Consider the following 12665-nt stretch of genomic DNA (forward strand, 5'->3'; position numbering starts at 1 on the left):
CGAGGTTAGCCTGGGCCTGCGCCAGGGCAGCCAGGATTTGCTGCTGGCGAGCATCCAGCACCGCCAGCTGACGTTCGGCCACGGTTTTATCCGCTTTGGCCTTCTCCTGCTCGGCGTGCGCCCGGCGATAATCGGCGGAGGCGTTATCGCGGATCTGTGCGGAAATCGCGCTCGACGCGGCCAGGGCGTTATAGCGTCGGTTGTCGTTAGCCAGTTTTTCGGTTGCCGCCGTGGCGGCCAGTAACGAGGCCGCAGAGCCGGCAATGGTCGCCTGCTGAAGCTGGCGGGTAGCCTGGATATCGGCCAGCGCGGCCTGCTGCGCCGCCACTTCTCCGGCGGCTTTCGCGAGGGCGGCGCGATAATCGCGGTCGTCAATGCGGATCAACAGGTCACCTTTTTTCACCGCCATATTGTCCTGCACCGCCAGCTGCTGGATATAGCCGGAGACTTTGCTGGAGATGGCGCTAATGTCGCCGCCGACATAGGCATCATCGGTGGTCTGCATAAAGCGCCCGGTATGCCACCAGTAAGCGCCGTAGCTCGCTGCCGCCAGGGCGGCAGCCCCCAGGGCCGCCAGGACAAGAATATTTTTCTTACTGGTCGGATTCATTGCTGGCATCTCTGTAAGGTTCAGGCTGGAATTTTTGTCCGCTATCGCCTTCGCGTTTGCGCAGCAGATATTCATGACGATATTTCATCAGCGGCGAGGCGGCGGGGCCCGGCACCATGGCGTATTTACCCGGGATAATCTCTTCCCCGGTCGCTTTATCCACCATGACTGGCTCCACGTGGCGCTGGGTTGCCATTTCCACCAGCTGCATCTGACGCCCTTCGGGGGCGAAGTGGCGATTACCCCATTCCGCCAGCGCCAGCAGCACCATGCGAAAATCGCGGCCGCGCGGCGTGAGGTGGTATTCGTAGCGCGGCGGGGTGCTGCTGTAGCACACCTTCTCCAGCAGGCCGTCGTCGACCAGCGCCTTCAGGCGGCGCGACAGAATATTGGGCGCGACGTTGCTGCTTTTCTGAAATTCGTCGAAGCGGGTAAAGCCCGCAAAGGCGTCGCGCAGGATCATGATGCTCCAGCTGTCGCCGATGCGGCCCAGGCTGCGGGCGATGGGGCAGGGAGCGTGGCAAAGCGGTTCATTTTTCATGGGCTGTCCAGTAACCAGGTGGCTTTTGCCAGCAAATTGACATAGTAACTATCAAAATGCAAGTTACTCTTCATGGTACCCGGAGAAGAAGCTGCTGCCGTTTCGCTACGCCGTTTCACCTTTGAATGCCGAAAACTGGACAGTCGCCGCCGCCTTATATCTGCTTGACCGTAATAAGAGATAAATATCGCTGATGGCAGATGAAACATTTTAATAATGATAAAAATCGATGTGCTGGGTAATGACCTTTATTGGGGGATACGATATAAGGTATGGCGACACTCAAATTAACATTCTCATAACTTATAAAGGTTAAATAAATGAAGCAGGTGGGTATTGTTGGTTGGCGAGGGATGGTGGGCTCAGTATTGTTGCAACGCATGATCGAAGAAAATGATTTCGACGATATTACAGCGCATTTTTTTAGTACCTCCAGTGCGGGTGCCCCGGGCCCGGTTATTAATGGTAAAAGCGACAGGCTGAAAGATGCGAATTCCCTTAGCGCACTCGCCGAAATGGATATCATCATCACCTGTCAGGGCGGGGATTATACCAAAGCCATCTATCCGGCGTTAATTAACCATGGCTGGCAAGGTTACTGGATTGATGCGGCTTCGGCGCTGCGGATGGATGAAAGAGCCTGCATTATTCTCGACCCCGTCAACCGCGAAAATATCGATCGTGCGGTAAAAGCGGGAATTAAACTGTTTGTCGGCGGCAACTGCTCCATTACGCTGAGCCTGATGGGGTTGGCCGGGCTGATAAAAGCGGATCTTATCGAATGGATGAGCGTGATGACCTATCAGTCTGCCTCCGGGGCGGGCGCCAAACACGTGCGGGAATTAATCGCACAAAGCGCCTATATCAGTCAGCATTTATCCGCTGATGAACTGACATCATCAGGTTCCGTGCTGCCATTGGTAAATAAAGTGAGTGAGTTGATTAACAGCGCGGGCATGCCGGTGGAGAATTTTGGCGTCCCCCTCATGGGCAGCATCATTCCGTGGATCGACAGCGATCTGGGCGATGGAAACAGCCGCGAAGAATGGAAGGGCGAGGCGGAAACTAATAAAATTCTTGGCCTTGCGCCGGGTACCATCCCGGTCAATGGTTTATGCATTCGGGTTGGGGTGATCCGCTGTCACAGCGCGGCGATTACGCTGAAACTTAAACGTGAGGTCAGCGAAGCAGAATTTGCTGAGTTAGTCACCCATTCCCATCCGTGGGTAAACTATGTCCGCAATAATAAGCAAGAGAGTGTCAGTAAATTGACCCCGGCTGCTATTAGTGGTTCGCTGCAGGTAGGTATTGGCCGCTACAAGAAAATGTCGCTAAATAATGACCCAGTCTACTCGGTGTTAACGGTTGGCGATCAGCTATTGTGGGGGGCGGCGGAACCCCTGCGCCGCATGTTAAATATCCTGCTGGGCAAAATATAGTTACGGTCATCCGGGGAAAGCCCTCGCGCGCAGGCGGTTAAGACAAATGTTTAACGAAGCGTTTGCGAACCTCCTTGTAGCCGTTATTTTCATAAAATCGATGCGCTCTGATTCTTTTTTCACTACTTGAAAGTTCGATCTGAGCGCATTGTTTATCGCGGGCGAGGCGCTCTGCGGCCTGGAGAAGCTGCTGGCCTATCCCTGATCCACGTGACGATTCCTCTATGACCAGCGCGGAAATTAATGCCCATAAACGGTTCTCATGTACCGGTAAAATAAAATTGATAACGATTACGCCACACACGGCGTTTTCTGTTTCCGCCACCAGCGCACTCATCATGCTCTGCGGGGCAGTGATGCGTTGCGCTAAGATCGCCGTCTCCGTCTGATAGCCCAGCTGCAGAAATAGCGTTTGCAGCGAGGGGATATCTTTTGCTTCAGCAGCTCTGATGAACACCATGATCTTCGACTCCAAATAGCATGTTACCGGACCGGAAGCGGGCCGGTGGATACCTTAGTCTCCGGTCCGCTCCCGTATACTCCACTCAGTCCATCAGACTGACCTGGGCGGCGACAATCCGCCAGCCGTAGGGGAAGCGTACCCAGGTCTGCTGCTGGCGGCCCAGGCGGGCGCTGCCCTCGCGGGTGAACTCGGTGCTGCACACCGCCATATCCGCACCAAAGGTGGTAATGGTGGTATGGCGCAGATCGCGGGCCAGACCGGCGGCGGGGCGGGCGGCGCGAAAGGCGCGGATCGCCTCGATGCCATACAGATTTTCGCCGGCTCCCAGCCGTACGGTGCGCGGGTCGTGCCAGAATAGCGCATCCAGCGCCTCGATGTTATTGCTGACCAGCGCCTCTTCATACTGATAAAACGCCGCCGTCACCTCGGCGAGGATCGCCGGGCGGTCTACATTATCCAGATTGATCATGCTGCACTCTCCGCCACTCGGGCATCGGTAATGCCCATCGCTTCCAGCGCCCGCGCGGCGCGAAGACAGGCTTGTTCGTTAAACGGCGCGGCAATCAGCTGCAGACCAATCGGCTTACCGCTGGCGGTACGCAGGGGCACGGTCACCACCGGCAGACCGAGGAAGGAGATCGGCTGCGTCAGCATTCCCATGCTGGCACGTACCGGCAGCGGCTGGCCGTTAATCACCATCTCCTCCGCGCCTATTGGCGTGGCGCTGCATGGGGTGGCCGGGGCGATCAGCACGTCGGCCTGACTGAACAGGGATTTGATCGCCTGGCGAGCATGACGGCGAAAACGCTGAGCCTGCAGATACCACGCGGAGGGGATCATCGCGCCGGCCAGCAGCCGCTCGCGGGAGTGAGGTTCAAAGCGCTCGGGCGAGTGGCGAAGATCCGTCAGGTACTGATTGCCGCCTTCGCTGGCGCTGATGATAAAGGCCGCCGAGCGGGCCAGCGCGGCATCCGCGAACTGCAGCTCGCTGTCGGCGCCCAGCGCGTGGGCGACCCGATCCACGGCCGCCCGCGCGTCGTCATCGCACCAGGTGGTGAAATAGCCGCCCAGCCGCGCGCAGCGCAGCCCCTCCAGCCCGCGTTCCAGCAGGTTGCCGGTGCGCTCACTGGCTTTATCAGCCTGAAAGTCATCGGCCGGGTCGCGCCCCTGCAGGGCGTCATACACCGCGGCGAGGTCGGCCACCCGGCGGGCAAAAGGACCAATATGATCCAGACTGGCGACAAACGGATGGCTGCCAGAGCGCGACAGGCGACCGAAAGTGGGTTTCAGGCCAAAGATCCCGCACAGCGACGCGGGGACACGGATCGAGCCGTTGGTGTCGCTGCCGAGGCTGAAATGAACCAGCCCGGCCGCCACCGCCGCGGCCGAACCGCCGGAAGAACCGCCGGCGATCCGCGACAGATCGTGCGGGTTGCGCGTCGCGCCATAGTGGCTGTTTTCGGTGGTGAAGCCGTAGGCGTAGGCGTCCATATTGAGCATCCCGCTGAGCAGGGCGCCGGCGCTGTGCAGCTGGCGCACCGCCCAGCTGTCGCTGGCTGCCGGCGGCCGGTCGCTCAGCAGTTCGGCGCCGGCGAGGGTGGTATGCCCGGCGACATCAAACAGATTTTTCACTGCGTAAGGAATCCCTGCCAGCGGCGGCAGGGGGCGCTTTTCCCGGCGCAGGGCGTCGATGCTGTCGGCCTCCGCCAGCATGCGCTGGGCGGTGACCTCAGTCCAGGCGTTGATCTGCGGATTCACGCGGGCGATATCGTCCAGCGTCTGGCGGGCGATCTCCCGGGCGCTCAGTTCGCCATCGTGCAGCGCACGCTGGAGATCGGCAATGGTGAAGTGTTGAAGAGTCATGCTTTATACACCCCCGCAATCTCCTCGCGCGGCCCGAGGGGATAGTCCATCAGCGGCTGCGCCATGGCGGCGATGCGGGCAAACTGGCGCTCCAGCTCCTCACGGCGCGGCGCATCCAGCTCCATATCCAACAGGTGAGTCATCTGCGTCAGATACTCGCTCCAGTCTGGCTGTGTGGTCATAGTCTGCTCCTTAGTATCCGGCGGCGGCGCCGTTGCTGCGTGGATCGGTCGCCCCTTCAAGCAGGCCGTTGGGATGGCGGACAATGGCGCCGGCGTGGCCCATCGCTTCGCTGAAATCGGCCAGCACTTCTACGTCGTGCCCCAGCTCGCGCAGGCGCGCGATACAGGCGGGGGCAAAGCGTCCCTCCAGCTTCAGTGAATCGGAGGACTGGCCCCAGGTGCGGCCCAGAAGCCAGCGCGGACGGGAGATGCTCTCCTGCAACGGCACCCCCTGCAGGATATAGCGGGTAAACAGCGCCGCCTGCGTTTGCGGCTGACCGTCGCCGCCCATCGAGCCATAGACCATCACCCGGCCATCGTTCAGGCGGGCGGCGGCAGGGTTGAGGGTGTGGAATGGCTGTTTGCCAGGGGCCAGCGCCAGGAGATGCTGCGGATCGAGGCTGAAGGCCGCCCCGCGGTTTTGCCAGACGATCCCGGTGTCCGGGAGTACCACGCCGCTGCCGAACTCGTGATAGATACTCTGAATAAACGACACTGCCAGTCCGCTGTTATCCACGACGCCCATCCAGACGGTATCGCCCGGGCCTTTGCCGCCGCCCCAGGGGGAAGCGCTGGCGTCGTCGATGCTGTCGGCCAGCGGCTGCAGGGCTTCCGGGGTGAGCAACTGCTGTACATCCACATCCAGATGGCGTGGATCGGTGATATGCGCATCGCGCAGGGCAAATGCCCGCTTGGTGGCTTCGACGATACGGTGCACCGTTTGCGCGTCGTCGGCATCGGCCATCTTCAGACGGTCGGTGATGCCAAGGATCGCCAGCGACACCAGCCCCTGCGTGGGTGGGGCAAGATTCCACAGCGTTCCCTGCTGGTGCTGGAGCGTCAGCGGCCCCGGACGCCGGGCGCGGTGGGCCTGCAGGTCGCCGAGGGTGACAGGCATCCCCAGCGTGGCCATCCCCTGCGCGAGACGCTCGGCCAGCGGCCCGCGATAAAAGCTGTCGAGACCGTCGCTGGCCAGCATGCGCAGGGTACCGGCGAGGGCGGGCTGGCGGAAGCGGCTGCCGGGCCGCGGGGCCTCGCCCGCGACCAGCCAGGTTTCGCTGAAGCCCGGCTGATGGCGCAGCTCTTCCAGTTTGCTGGCGGTGGCGTGGGCCTGCGAGGCAGTAACCGGAATGCCGTCTTCGGCATAGCCGATCGCATCGGCCAGCAGGCGGGCCACCGGCAGCGCGCGGCCGGTTAAGTCCCGTGAAATACGCAGCGCCTCGTCCCAGCCGCTGACGGTGCCGGCGACGGTCAGCGCGGCCTGCGGTCCCCGGTGGGGAATATGCTGCTGTCCGGCGTAGGCCTCGAGGGTCGCCAGCGATCCGGCGGCCCCGCTGGCGTCAATGGCGATGGGGTCTCCCTCAGGCGGCACGATCAGCCAGAAGCCATCGCCGCCGAGGCCATTCATATGGGGATAGACGACGGCGATGGCCGCCGCGGCAGCCACCATCGCTTCAATGGCGCTGCCGCCCTCGCGCAGGATCGCCAGCGCGCTCTGACTGGCGAGGTGGTGGGGGGCCACCGCCATGCCGTGGGTCGAAACGTTGCTACTGTGCATAAATTATCCTTTCTGAACGAATCACCCGCAGAACACTGCAAAAGCTGTTCCATCTCTGAACGTTTCGTTTCATTGATAAAAACGATGACCAGAATTTTCCCACTGGCACGCTATGTGTAAGGCATAGCAGATACAGTATGATGAGGAATGGATGATGAAACGAAAGTTACAGGGGCGCTATGCAACAACTCGATGAACGACTGAAAGGGCAATACGCCTCGCTGTCGCCGCAGGAGCAGCGGGTGGCGGATTTCATCTTTGACCACTTTGACGACCTGATAAGCTACAACAGCGCCGAGCTGGCGCAGATGAGCGGCGTGTCGAAAGCCACCGTCAGCCGGCTGTTTAAGCGCCTCGGTTACGACAAATATAAGGATATGCGCGATGAACTGCGCACTCTGCGTCAGAGCGGGATGCCGCTCACCGACCAGCGCGACGCGGTGCAGGGTAACACGCTGCTGGCGCGCCATTATAAGCAGGAGATGGCAAACCTCACCCAGTGGGTCAACGCCCTCGACGCCCGCCAGTTCGCTGAGGCGCTGACGGCGATGGTGGCCGCCCGCCGCATTGTGGTGATTGGCATGCGCAACGCCTATCCGGCGGCGCTGCATCTGCGCCAGCAGCTGCTGCAGGCCCGCGGCCAGGTGCTGGTGCTGCCCCAGCCGGGTCAGAGTCTCAGCGAAGAGCTGGTCGATCTGACCGCCGATGATCTGGTGGTAATGATGGCGTTTCGCCGCCGGCCGCGAATAGTACGCCCGCTGCTGCAGCAGCTGCAGCGCGACGGGGTGCCGGTCCTGTTAATGTGCGAGCCGCAGGCCCACAGCCTGTTTCCGCTCTCCCGCTGGCAGCTCTGCGCGCCGCTGGACAGCGTCTCCGCCTACGATAGCTATGCCTCGGTCAACAGCCTGATTAATCTGCTGGCCAATGCCTTTCTCCATGAAACGCTCGACAGCGGTCGTCCGCGCATCCACGAGATCGCCACGCTTTACCAGCAGCTGGACGAGCTGGAACAACGCTGATGGGGCGCCAGCGTGGTGCTGTGCATTATTATGGTGCAATAAAAACCACGTGATGGCGCCGCCGCTCTCTGAGCACTTTTCCGTTAATGCTTGTCCTTTCTCACTTTTTGTTTTAATTCCTCGCCAACCCTCGCCTCGTCTGTATCTGGCACATTAGTTGCAAAAACAGATTCAAAGAATCTTTTGTTTCATGCTAACGTAACGGGTAAACATCATGAAGAAACTGTTGATCGCGCTGGCCGGGGCCGCTTGTCTCCTATCGTCTGTTTCTGCCGCGCAGGCTGACCAGCTCCAGGATATTGAAAAACGCGGCGTCATCCGCATTGCCGTACCCCAGGACTTTCCACCGTTCGGCTCGGTGGGTACCGACCTGCAGCCGCAGGGGTATGACATCGATATGGCGCGCTATCTGGCGAAATCGATGAAGCTCAAGCTGCAGCTGGTCCCGGTGACCAGCGCCAACCGCGTGCCGTATCTGCAGACCGATAAGGTGGACCTGGTGATCTCCAGCCTCGGCAAGAACGCCGAGCGCGAGAAGGTGATCGACTTCAGCCGCGCCTACGCCCCGTTCTTCCTCGGGGTGTTTGGCCCGAAAGGGGCGGAGCTGAAGGACGCGGCCGCGCTGAGCGGCAAAAGCATCGGCGTGACCCGTGGGGCGGTGGAAGATATGGTGCTGACCAGCGTGGCGCCGCAGGCGGCGCAGATTAAGCGCTACGAGGACAATAACACTACGCTGTCGGCTTACCTGTCCGGTCAGGTGCAGTATGTCGCCACCGGAAACCTGGTGGTGGCGGCTATCTCCCGGCAGAACGCCGACAAAGCGCCGGTCCCGAGCTTTATGCTGAAGGACTCTCCGTGCTTTATCGGTCTGAAAAAGAACGAACCGGCGCTGAAGGCAAAAGTGGATACCCTCATCGAGCAGGGCATTAAGGACGGCACCCTCAACGGTCTGTCTGAGAAGTGGCTGAAAGCGCCACTGCCTGCCAGCCTCGGCGCGTAAGGTCTGGGGATGACGGAGCAACTTCATTTCTCTGAGCTCTGGCCGCACTGGCCGGAGCTGCTGGCCGGCCTGTGGGTGACGGTGCAGTTGACGGTGCTGGCGACGATCGGCGGACTGGCGATCGGCATCCTTGGGGCGGCGATCCGCAGCGGTCGCCCGGGAATGCTCAGCCGGGTATGGGGCGGATATGTGGAAATCATCCGTAATACGCCGTTTGTGGTGCAGCTCTTTTTTATCGTCTTTGGTTTACCGAACCTCGGACTGAAGATGACCGCCGGTGAAGCGGCGCTGCTGGCGATGGTGGTTAACCTCGGCGCCTATAGTACCGAGATCGTCCGCGCCGGCATTCAGGTGACGCCGAAGGGCCAGTGGGAAGCTGGTCGCGTGCTCGGGCTCAGCCGGACGCAAACCTTCGTTCGCGTCGTACTGCCCCCGGCGCTGCAGCGGATTTATCCGGCGCTGGTCAGCCAGTGCATCATTGTGATGCTCGGCTCGTCAGTGGTGTCGCAGGTCTCCTATGAGGAGCTGACCTTCGCCGCCAACCTGATCCAGTCGCGGACATTTTTGAGCTTTGAGGTCTATCTGGTAACCACCGGGATCTACTTAGCGTTATCGATAGCGATGCGCCAGCTGCTGATGGCGGCGGGGCGTAAATGGCTGGGGGTACAGGCCTGATGACCACTTTTACTGACTGGGACATTATCCGCAACCTGATGTTGGCCGGTCGCTGGACGGTGCTGCTGTCGCTGGTCGCGTTCACCGGCGGGGCGCTGGTGACCTTACCGTTACTGCTGCTGCGCCTCACCGGCGGACGCCAGGTGAAACGGCTGATCCGCGGCTACATCGAGCTGTTTCAGGGCACGCCGCTGCTGATGCAGCTGTTTCTGGCATTCTTTGGCGTGGCGCTGTTCGGCGTTGACGTCTCGGCGTGGACCGCCGCCTCGGTCGCCCTGACGCTCTACACCAGCGCCTTTCTGCTGGATATCTGGTTCGGCAGCATTCGCGCGCTGCCGAAAGGCCAGTGGGAAGCCTCGCGCTGTCTCGGGCTGAGCTTCGGCCAGACCCTGTACCGGGTGGTGGCGCCGCAAGCGCTGCGCATTGCTATCGCGCCGACCGTCGGGTTCGCCGTACAGGTGATCAAAGGCACGGCGCTGGCATCGATTATCGGCTTTGTGGAGCTGACTAAGGCAGGGACTATGCTGACCAACGTCACTTATCAGCCATTTAAAGTGTTTGCCCTTGTGGCGCTGGGCTATTTCATTCTGTGCTATCCGCTGTCCCGCTACAGCCGCTATCTGGAGAACAAATTCAATGCCTCTCATCACCATTAATCAGATGCAGAAGTACTACGGCGACAACCATGTGCTGAAGGGCGTCGATCTGGATATCGACATGGGGGAAGTGATCTCGATCATCGGCCGCAGCGGCTCGGGTAAAAGCACCCTGCTGCGCTGTATCAATGGTCTGGAGGGCTACCAGGAGGGAAGCATCAAGCTCGGGGGCATGACCATCACCAACCGCGATTCCCAGGCCCGGGAGATCAGCCGCTCCATCGGCATGGTGTTCCAGAACTTTAATCTCTTTCCTCACATGACGGCGCTGGAGAACGTCATGCTGGCCCCGCGGCGGGTGCTGAAGAAGTCCCAGGCAGAATGCCGGGAGCTGGCGCAGCGGATGCTGGAGAAGGTCGGGCTCGGCGACCGTCTGGATTACTACCCGGCCAACCTCTCCGGCGGCCAACAGCAGCGCGTGGCCATTGCCCGGGCGCTGGCCATGTCGCCGAAAGTTTTACTCTGTGACGAAATCACCTCGGCGCTCGACCCGGAACTGGTGGGTGAAGTGCTGAAGGTGCTGGAGCAACTGGCGGCGGAAGGCATGACGCTGATCCTCGTCACCCATGAAATGAATTTTGCCCGCGAAGTGGGCGACCGCGTGGTGTTTATGCATCAGGGACGCGTCTGGGAGCAGGGCGACAGCAAAACGCTGTTCGCCAGCCCGCAGACCAGCGAACTGAAACAGTTTATCTCCTCGGTGCGCGGTCTTAACTAACGTAAGGAATGGCAGATGGATATCACTCAGTTTTCGCAAATTAACCCGCCGCAGCGCCTGCTGATGGGGCCGGGGCCGATCAATGCCGACCCGCGCGTGCTGCGCGCCATGTCGAGCCAGCTGGTTGGCCAGTACGATCCGGCGATGACCCACTACATGAATGAAGTCATGGCGCTCTACCGCGGCGTGTTTCGCACCGAAAATCGCTGGACGATGCTGGTCGACGGCACCTCGCGCGCCGGGATCGAAGCGATTCTGCTGTCGGCGATCCGTCCCGGTGACAAGGTGCTGGTGCCGGTGTTCGGCCGGTTTGGTCATCTGCTGTGCGAGATCGCGCGTCGCTGCCGGGCAGAAGTGCACACCATCGAGGTGCCGTGGGGCGAGGTCTTTACGCCGGATCAGGTTGAGGATGCGATCAAGCGCGTGCGGCCGCGCCTGCTGCTCACCGTGCAGGGCGATACCTCCACCACCATGCTGCAGCCGCTGGCGGAGCTGGGGGAGATTTGCCGTCGTCACGATGTGCTGTTCTATACCGACGCCACCGCGTCGCTCGGCGGTAACCCGCTGGAAACCGACGCCTGGCAGCTGGACGCCGTGTCCGCCGGGATGCAGAAGTGCCTGGGCGGTCCTTCCGGCACCTCGCCCATCACCCTCAGCCCGCGGATGGAAGAGGTCATCCGCCGCCGCCGCTGCATTGAGCAGGGGATCCGCACCGATGCCCATCACGATGGCGTCGACGAGATGATCTACTCCAACTATTTCGATCTCGGCATGGTGATGGATTACTGGGGGCCGGAGCGCCTTAACCACCATACCGAAGCGACCTCGGCGCTGTTCGCCGCCCGGGAGTGCGCGCGCCTGATCCTCCAGGAGGGACTCGACAACGGCATCGCCCGCCACAAACTGCACGGCGATGCGCTGCTGAAGGGCATCCAGGCGATGGGGCTCGAGACCTTTGGCGACCTGCGGCACAAAATGAATAACGTGCTGGGGGTGGTGATCCCCAACGGGGTCAACGGCGATCAGGTACGCAAACTGATGCTGGAAGATTTCGGCATTGAAATTGGCACCTCGTTTGGTCCGCTGCACGGTAAAGTCTGGCGCATTGGCACCATGGGCTATAACGCGCGTAAAGACTGCGTGATGCAGACGCTCAGCGCGCTGGAAGCGGTCCTGAACTACCTCAGGTTCACCACCACCCAGGGCGCGGCAATGCAGGCGGCCTGGGATCACTATCGCACCGAGGCCATCCTATGAGTGATACCTTCCGCCAGCTGGCGGAGAGAGAGGCGGCGGCCAGCCGGGTGATGGCGCGCGCCGACCAGCTGGCCGCCCTCAGCGAAACCGCCGACGCCCTGACCCGGGTCTATCTGTCGCCGGAACATCTGCAGGCCAACCAGCTGGTGGGCCAGTGGATGCAGGCCGCCGGCATGATGGTATGGCAGGACAGCGTCGGCAACATCTGCGGTCGCTATGAAGGCGTGCAGGAGGGCGCGCCGGCGGTGCTGCTGGGCTCTCATCTCGACACCGTGCGCAACGCCGGGCGCTACGACGGCATGCTCGGCGTACTGGCGGCGATTGAGGTGGTCCAGCGTCTGCACCAGCAGGGGCGACGGCTGGCGAAGGCAATCGAGATCGTCGGCTTTGGTGATGAAGAGGGCACCCGCTTTGGCATCACCCTGCTCGGCAGTCGCGGCGTCACCGGCACCTGGCCTGAAAGCTGGCTGTCACAGTGCGATTCCGACGGGGTGAGCGTCGCCCAGGCGCTGGTGAATGCCGGACTCGATCCGGCGCGGATCGCCCACGCGGCCCGTCACCCGCGGGATATCGCCGCCTATCTGGAACTGCATATCGAGCAGGGGCCGTGCCTGGAGCAGGCGGGGCTGGCGCTCGGCGTGGTGG

General features: G+C 61.3%; 15 protein-coding genes and 1 pseudogene (1 of these 16 running past the window's edge). 8 read left to right on the forward strand and 8 right to left on the reverse strand.

What is annotated here, in order from left to right; translation table 11 throughout:
* From KHQ28_RS23990 to KHQ28_RS24000, 3 genes are all read right to left on the reverse strand, one after another.
* A partial coding sequence (locus KHQ28_RS23990; protein WP_211777703.1) for an HlyD family secretion protein occupies window positions 1–610 on the reverse strand: 610 nt, incomplete at its 3' end.
* Window positions 594–1151, reverse strand: coding sequence for a helix-turn-helix domain-containing protein (locus KHQ28_RS23995; protein ID WP_032418939.1), 558 nt, complete (start codon window positions 1149–1151; stop codon window positions 594–596). The genes KHQ28_RS23990 and KHQ28_RS23995, both read right to left, overlap by 17 nt.
* Entirely contained in the window at window positions 1148–1270 is a 123-nt protein-coding gene (locus KHQ28_RS24000; protein WP_032415987.1) for a hypothetical protein, read from the reverse strand. The genes KHQ28_RS23995 and KHQ28_RS24000 overlap by 4 nt, the downstream gene beginning before the upstream one ends.
* 201 nt (window positions 1271–1471) lie before the next feature.
* Between KHQ28_RS24000 and asd the strand changes: the two genes are divergently transcribed.
* The gene (gene asd, locus KHQ28_RS24005; RefSeq protein WP_032418940.1) at window positions 1472–2590 is read left to right on the forward strand and encodes an aspartate-semialdehyde dehydrogenase; all 1119 of its coding nucleotides are present in this window, start codon (window positions 1472–1474) and stop codon (window positions 2588–2590) included.
* Window positions 2591–2627: 37 nt separating this feature from the next.
* Here asd and KHQ28_RS24010 read toward each other — a convergent pair whose 3' ends face one another.
* The 5 genes from KHQ28_RS24010 to hpxW form a co-directional block, all read right to left on the reverse strand.
* Window positions 2628–3050 carry a GNAT family N-acetyltransferase gene (locus tag KHQ28_RS24010; protein WP_032419474.1) on the reverse strand — a complete coding sequence of 141 codons (423 nt, stop codon included), beginning with the start codon at window positions 3048–3050 and terminating at the stop codon, window positions 2628–2630.
* An 85-nt stretch (window positions 3051–3135) separates the two neighbouring features.
* Window positions 3136–3522: an oxalurate catabolism protein HpxZ gene (hpxZ, locus tag KHQ28_RS24015; protein ID WP_002905421.1), complete on the reverse strand. Its 387-nt coding sequence runs from the start codon at window positions 3520–3522 to the stop codon at window positions 3136–3138.
* Complete coding sequence (locus KHQ28_RS24020; RefSeq protein WP_032418941.1) at window positions 3519–4916, reverse strand: AtzE family amidohydrolase; 1398 nt, start codon at window positions 4914–4916, stop codon at window positions 3519–3521. Before KHQ28_RS24020 ends, hpxZ begins: the two co-directional genes overlap by 4 nt.
* Window positions 4913–5098 (reverse strand): oxalurate catabolism protein HpxX, encoded by a 186-nt coding sequence (hpxX, locus tag KHQ28_RS24025; RefSeq protein ID WP_004179955.1) that lies wholly within the window; start codon window positions 5096–5098, stop codon window positions 4913–4915. The genes KHQ28_RS24020 and hpxX overlap by 4 nt, the downstream gene beginning before the upstream one ends.
* A 10-nt stretch (window positions 5099–5108) precedes the next feature.
* The gene (gene hpxW / locus KHQ28_RS24030) at window positions 5109–6695 is read right to left on the reverse strand and encodes an oxamate amidohydrolase (RefSeq protein ID WP_023300989.1); all 1587 of its coding nucleotides are present in this window, start codon (window positions 6693–6695) and stop codon (window positions 5109–5111) included.
* A gap of 179 nt (window positions 6696–6874) precedes the next feature.
* On the opposite strand from hpxW, the gene hpxU reads away from it, so the two are divergent.
* The 7 genes and pseudogenes from hpxU to KHQ28_RS24065 form a co-directional block, all read left to right on the forward strand.
* Window positions 6875–7714 (forward strand): MurR/RpiR family transcriptional regulator HpxU, encoded by an 840-nt coding sequence (hpxU, locus tag KHQ28_RS24035; protein WP_032418942.1) that lies wholly within the window; start codon window positions 6875–6877, stop codon window positions 7712–7714.
* 214 nt (window positions 7715–7928) lie between these two features.
* Window positions 7929–8714, forward strand: coding sequence for a transporter substrate-binding domain-containing protein (locus KHQ28_RS24040; protein ID WP_004143665.1), 786 nt, complete (start codon window positions 7929–7931; stop codon window positions 8712–8714).
* Window positions 8715–8723: 9 nt separating this feature from the next.
* Window positions 8724–9389, forward strand: coding sequence for an amino acid ABC transporter permease (locus KHQ28_RS24045; RefSeq protein WP_004176117.1), 666 nt, complete (start codon window positions 8724–8726; stop codon window positions 9387–9389).
* On the forward strand, window positions 9389–10045 hold the full coding sequence (locus KHQ28_RS24050; RefSeq protein ID WP_032418943.1) for an amino acid ABC transporter permease: 657 nt from the start codon (window positions 9389–9391) through the stop codon (window positions 10043–10045). The genes KHQ28_RS24045 and KHQ28_RS24050 overlap by 1 nt, the downstream gene beginning before the upstream one ends.
* Complete coding sequence (locus KHQ28_RS24055) at window positions 10026–10763, forward strand: amino acid ABC transporter ATP-binding protein (protein WP_004143660.1); 738 nt, start codon at window positions 10026–10028, stop codon at window positions 10761–10763. The genes KHQ28_RS24050 and KHQ28_RS24055 overlap by 20 nt, the downstream gene beginning before the upstream one ends.
* A gap of 15 nt (window positions 10764–10778) precedes the next feature.
* Complete coding sequence (locus KHQ28_RS24060) at window positions 10779–12020, forward strand: alanine--glyoxylate aminotransferase family protein (protein ID WP_019705120.1); 1242 nt, start codon at window positions 10779–10781, stop codon at window positions 12018–12020.
* A pseudogene (locus tag KHQ28_RS24065) lies at window positions 12017–12665 on the forward strand (Zn-dependent hydrolase) (it continues 307 nt past the right edge of the window). The gene KHQ28_RS24060 and the pseudogene KHQ28_RS24065 overlap by 4 nt, the downstream one beginning before the upstream one ends.

It is taken from the genome of Klebsiella sp. 28 (assembly GCF_018223905.1).
GTDB classification, from domain to species: Bacteria; Pseudomonadota; Gammaproteobacteria; order Enterobacterales; family Enterobacteriaceae; genus Klebsiella; species Klebsiella pneumoniae.

What these genes read in the sequence shown, in the direction of transcription:
- KHQ28_RS24060 (WP_019705120.1), top strand. Translation starts at nt 10,779, where the DNA reads ATGGATATCACTCAGTTTTCGCAAATTAACCCGCCGCAGCGCCTGCTG.
- hpxZ (WP_002905421.1), bottom strand. Translation starts at nt 3,522, where the DNA reads ATGATCAATCTGGATAATGTAGACCGCCCGGCGATCCTCGCCGAGGTG.
- KHQ28_RS23995 (WP_032418939.1), bottom strand. Translation starts at nt 1,151, where the DNA reads ATGAAAAATGAACCGCTTTGCCACGCTCCCTGCCCCATCGCCCGCAGC.
- asd (WP_032418940.1), top strand. Translation starts at nt 1,472, where the DNA reads ATGAAGCAGGTGGGTATTGTTGGTTGGCGAGGGATGGTGGGCTCAGTA.
- hpxX (WP_004179955.1), bottom strand. Translation starts at nt 5,098, where the DNA reads ATGACCACACAGCCAGACTGGAGCGAGTATCTGACGCAGATGACTCAC.
- KHQ28_RS24050 (WP_032418943.1), top strand. Translation starts at nt 9,389, where the DNA reads ATGACCACTTTTACTGACTGGGACATTATCCGCAACCTGATGTTGGCC.
- KHQ28_RS24020 (WP_032418941.1), bottom strand. Translation starts at nt 4,916, where the DNA reads ATGACTCTTCAACACTTCACCATTGCCGATCTCCAGCGTGCGCTGCAC.
- hpxU (WP_032418942.1), top strand. Translation starts at nt 6,875, where the DNA reads ATGCAACAACTCGATGAACGACTGAAAGGGCAATACGCCTCGCTGTCG.
- KHQ28_RS24040 (WP_004143665.1), top strand. Translation starts at nt 7,929, where the DNA reads ATGAAGAAACTGTTGATCGCGCTGGCCGGGGCCGCTTGTCTCCTATCG.
- KHQ28_RS24045 (WP_004176117.1), top strand. Translation starts at nt 8,724, where the DNA reads ATGACGGAGCAACTTCATTTCTCTGAGCTCTGGCCGCACTGGCCGGAG.
- hpxW (WP_023300989.1), bottom strand. Translation starts at nt 6,695, where the DNA reads ATGCACAGTAGCAACGTTTCGACCCACGGCATGGCGGTGGCCCCCCAC.
- KHQ28_RS24010 (WP_032419474.1), bottom strand. Translation starts at nt 3,050, where the DNA reads ATGGTGTTCATCAGAGCTGCTGAAGCAAAAGATATCCCCTCGCTGCAA.
- KHQ28_RS24055 (WP_004143660.1), top strand. Translation starts at nt 10,026, where the DNA reads ATGCCTCTCATCACCATTAATCAGATGCAGAAGTACTACGGCGACAAC.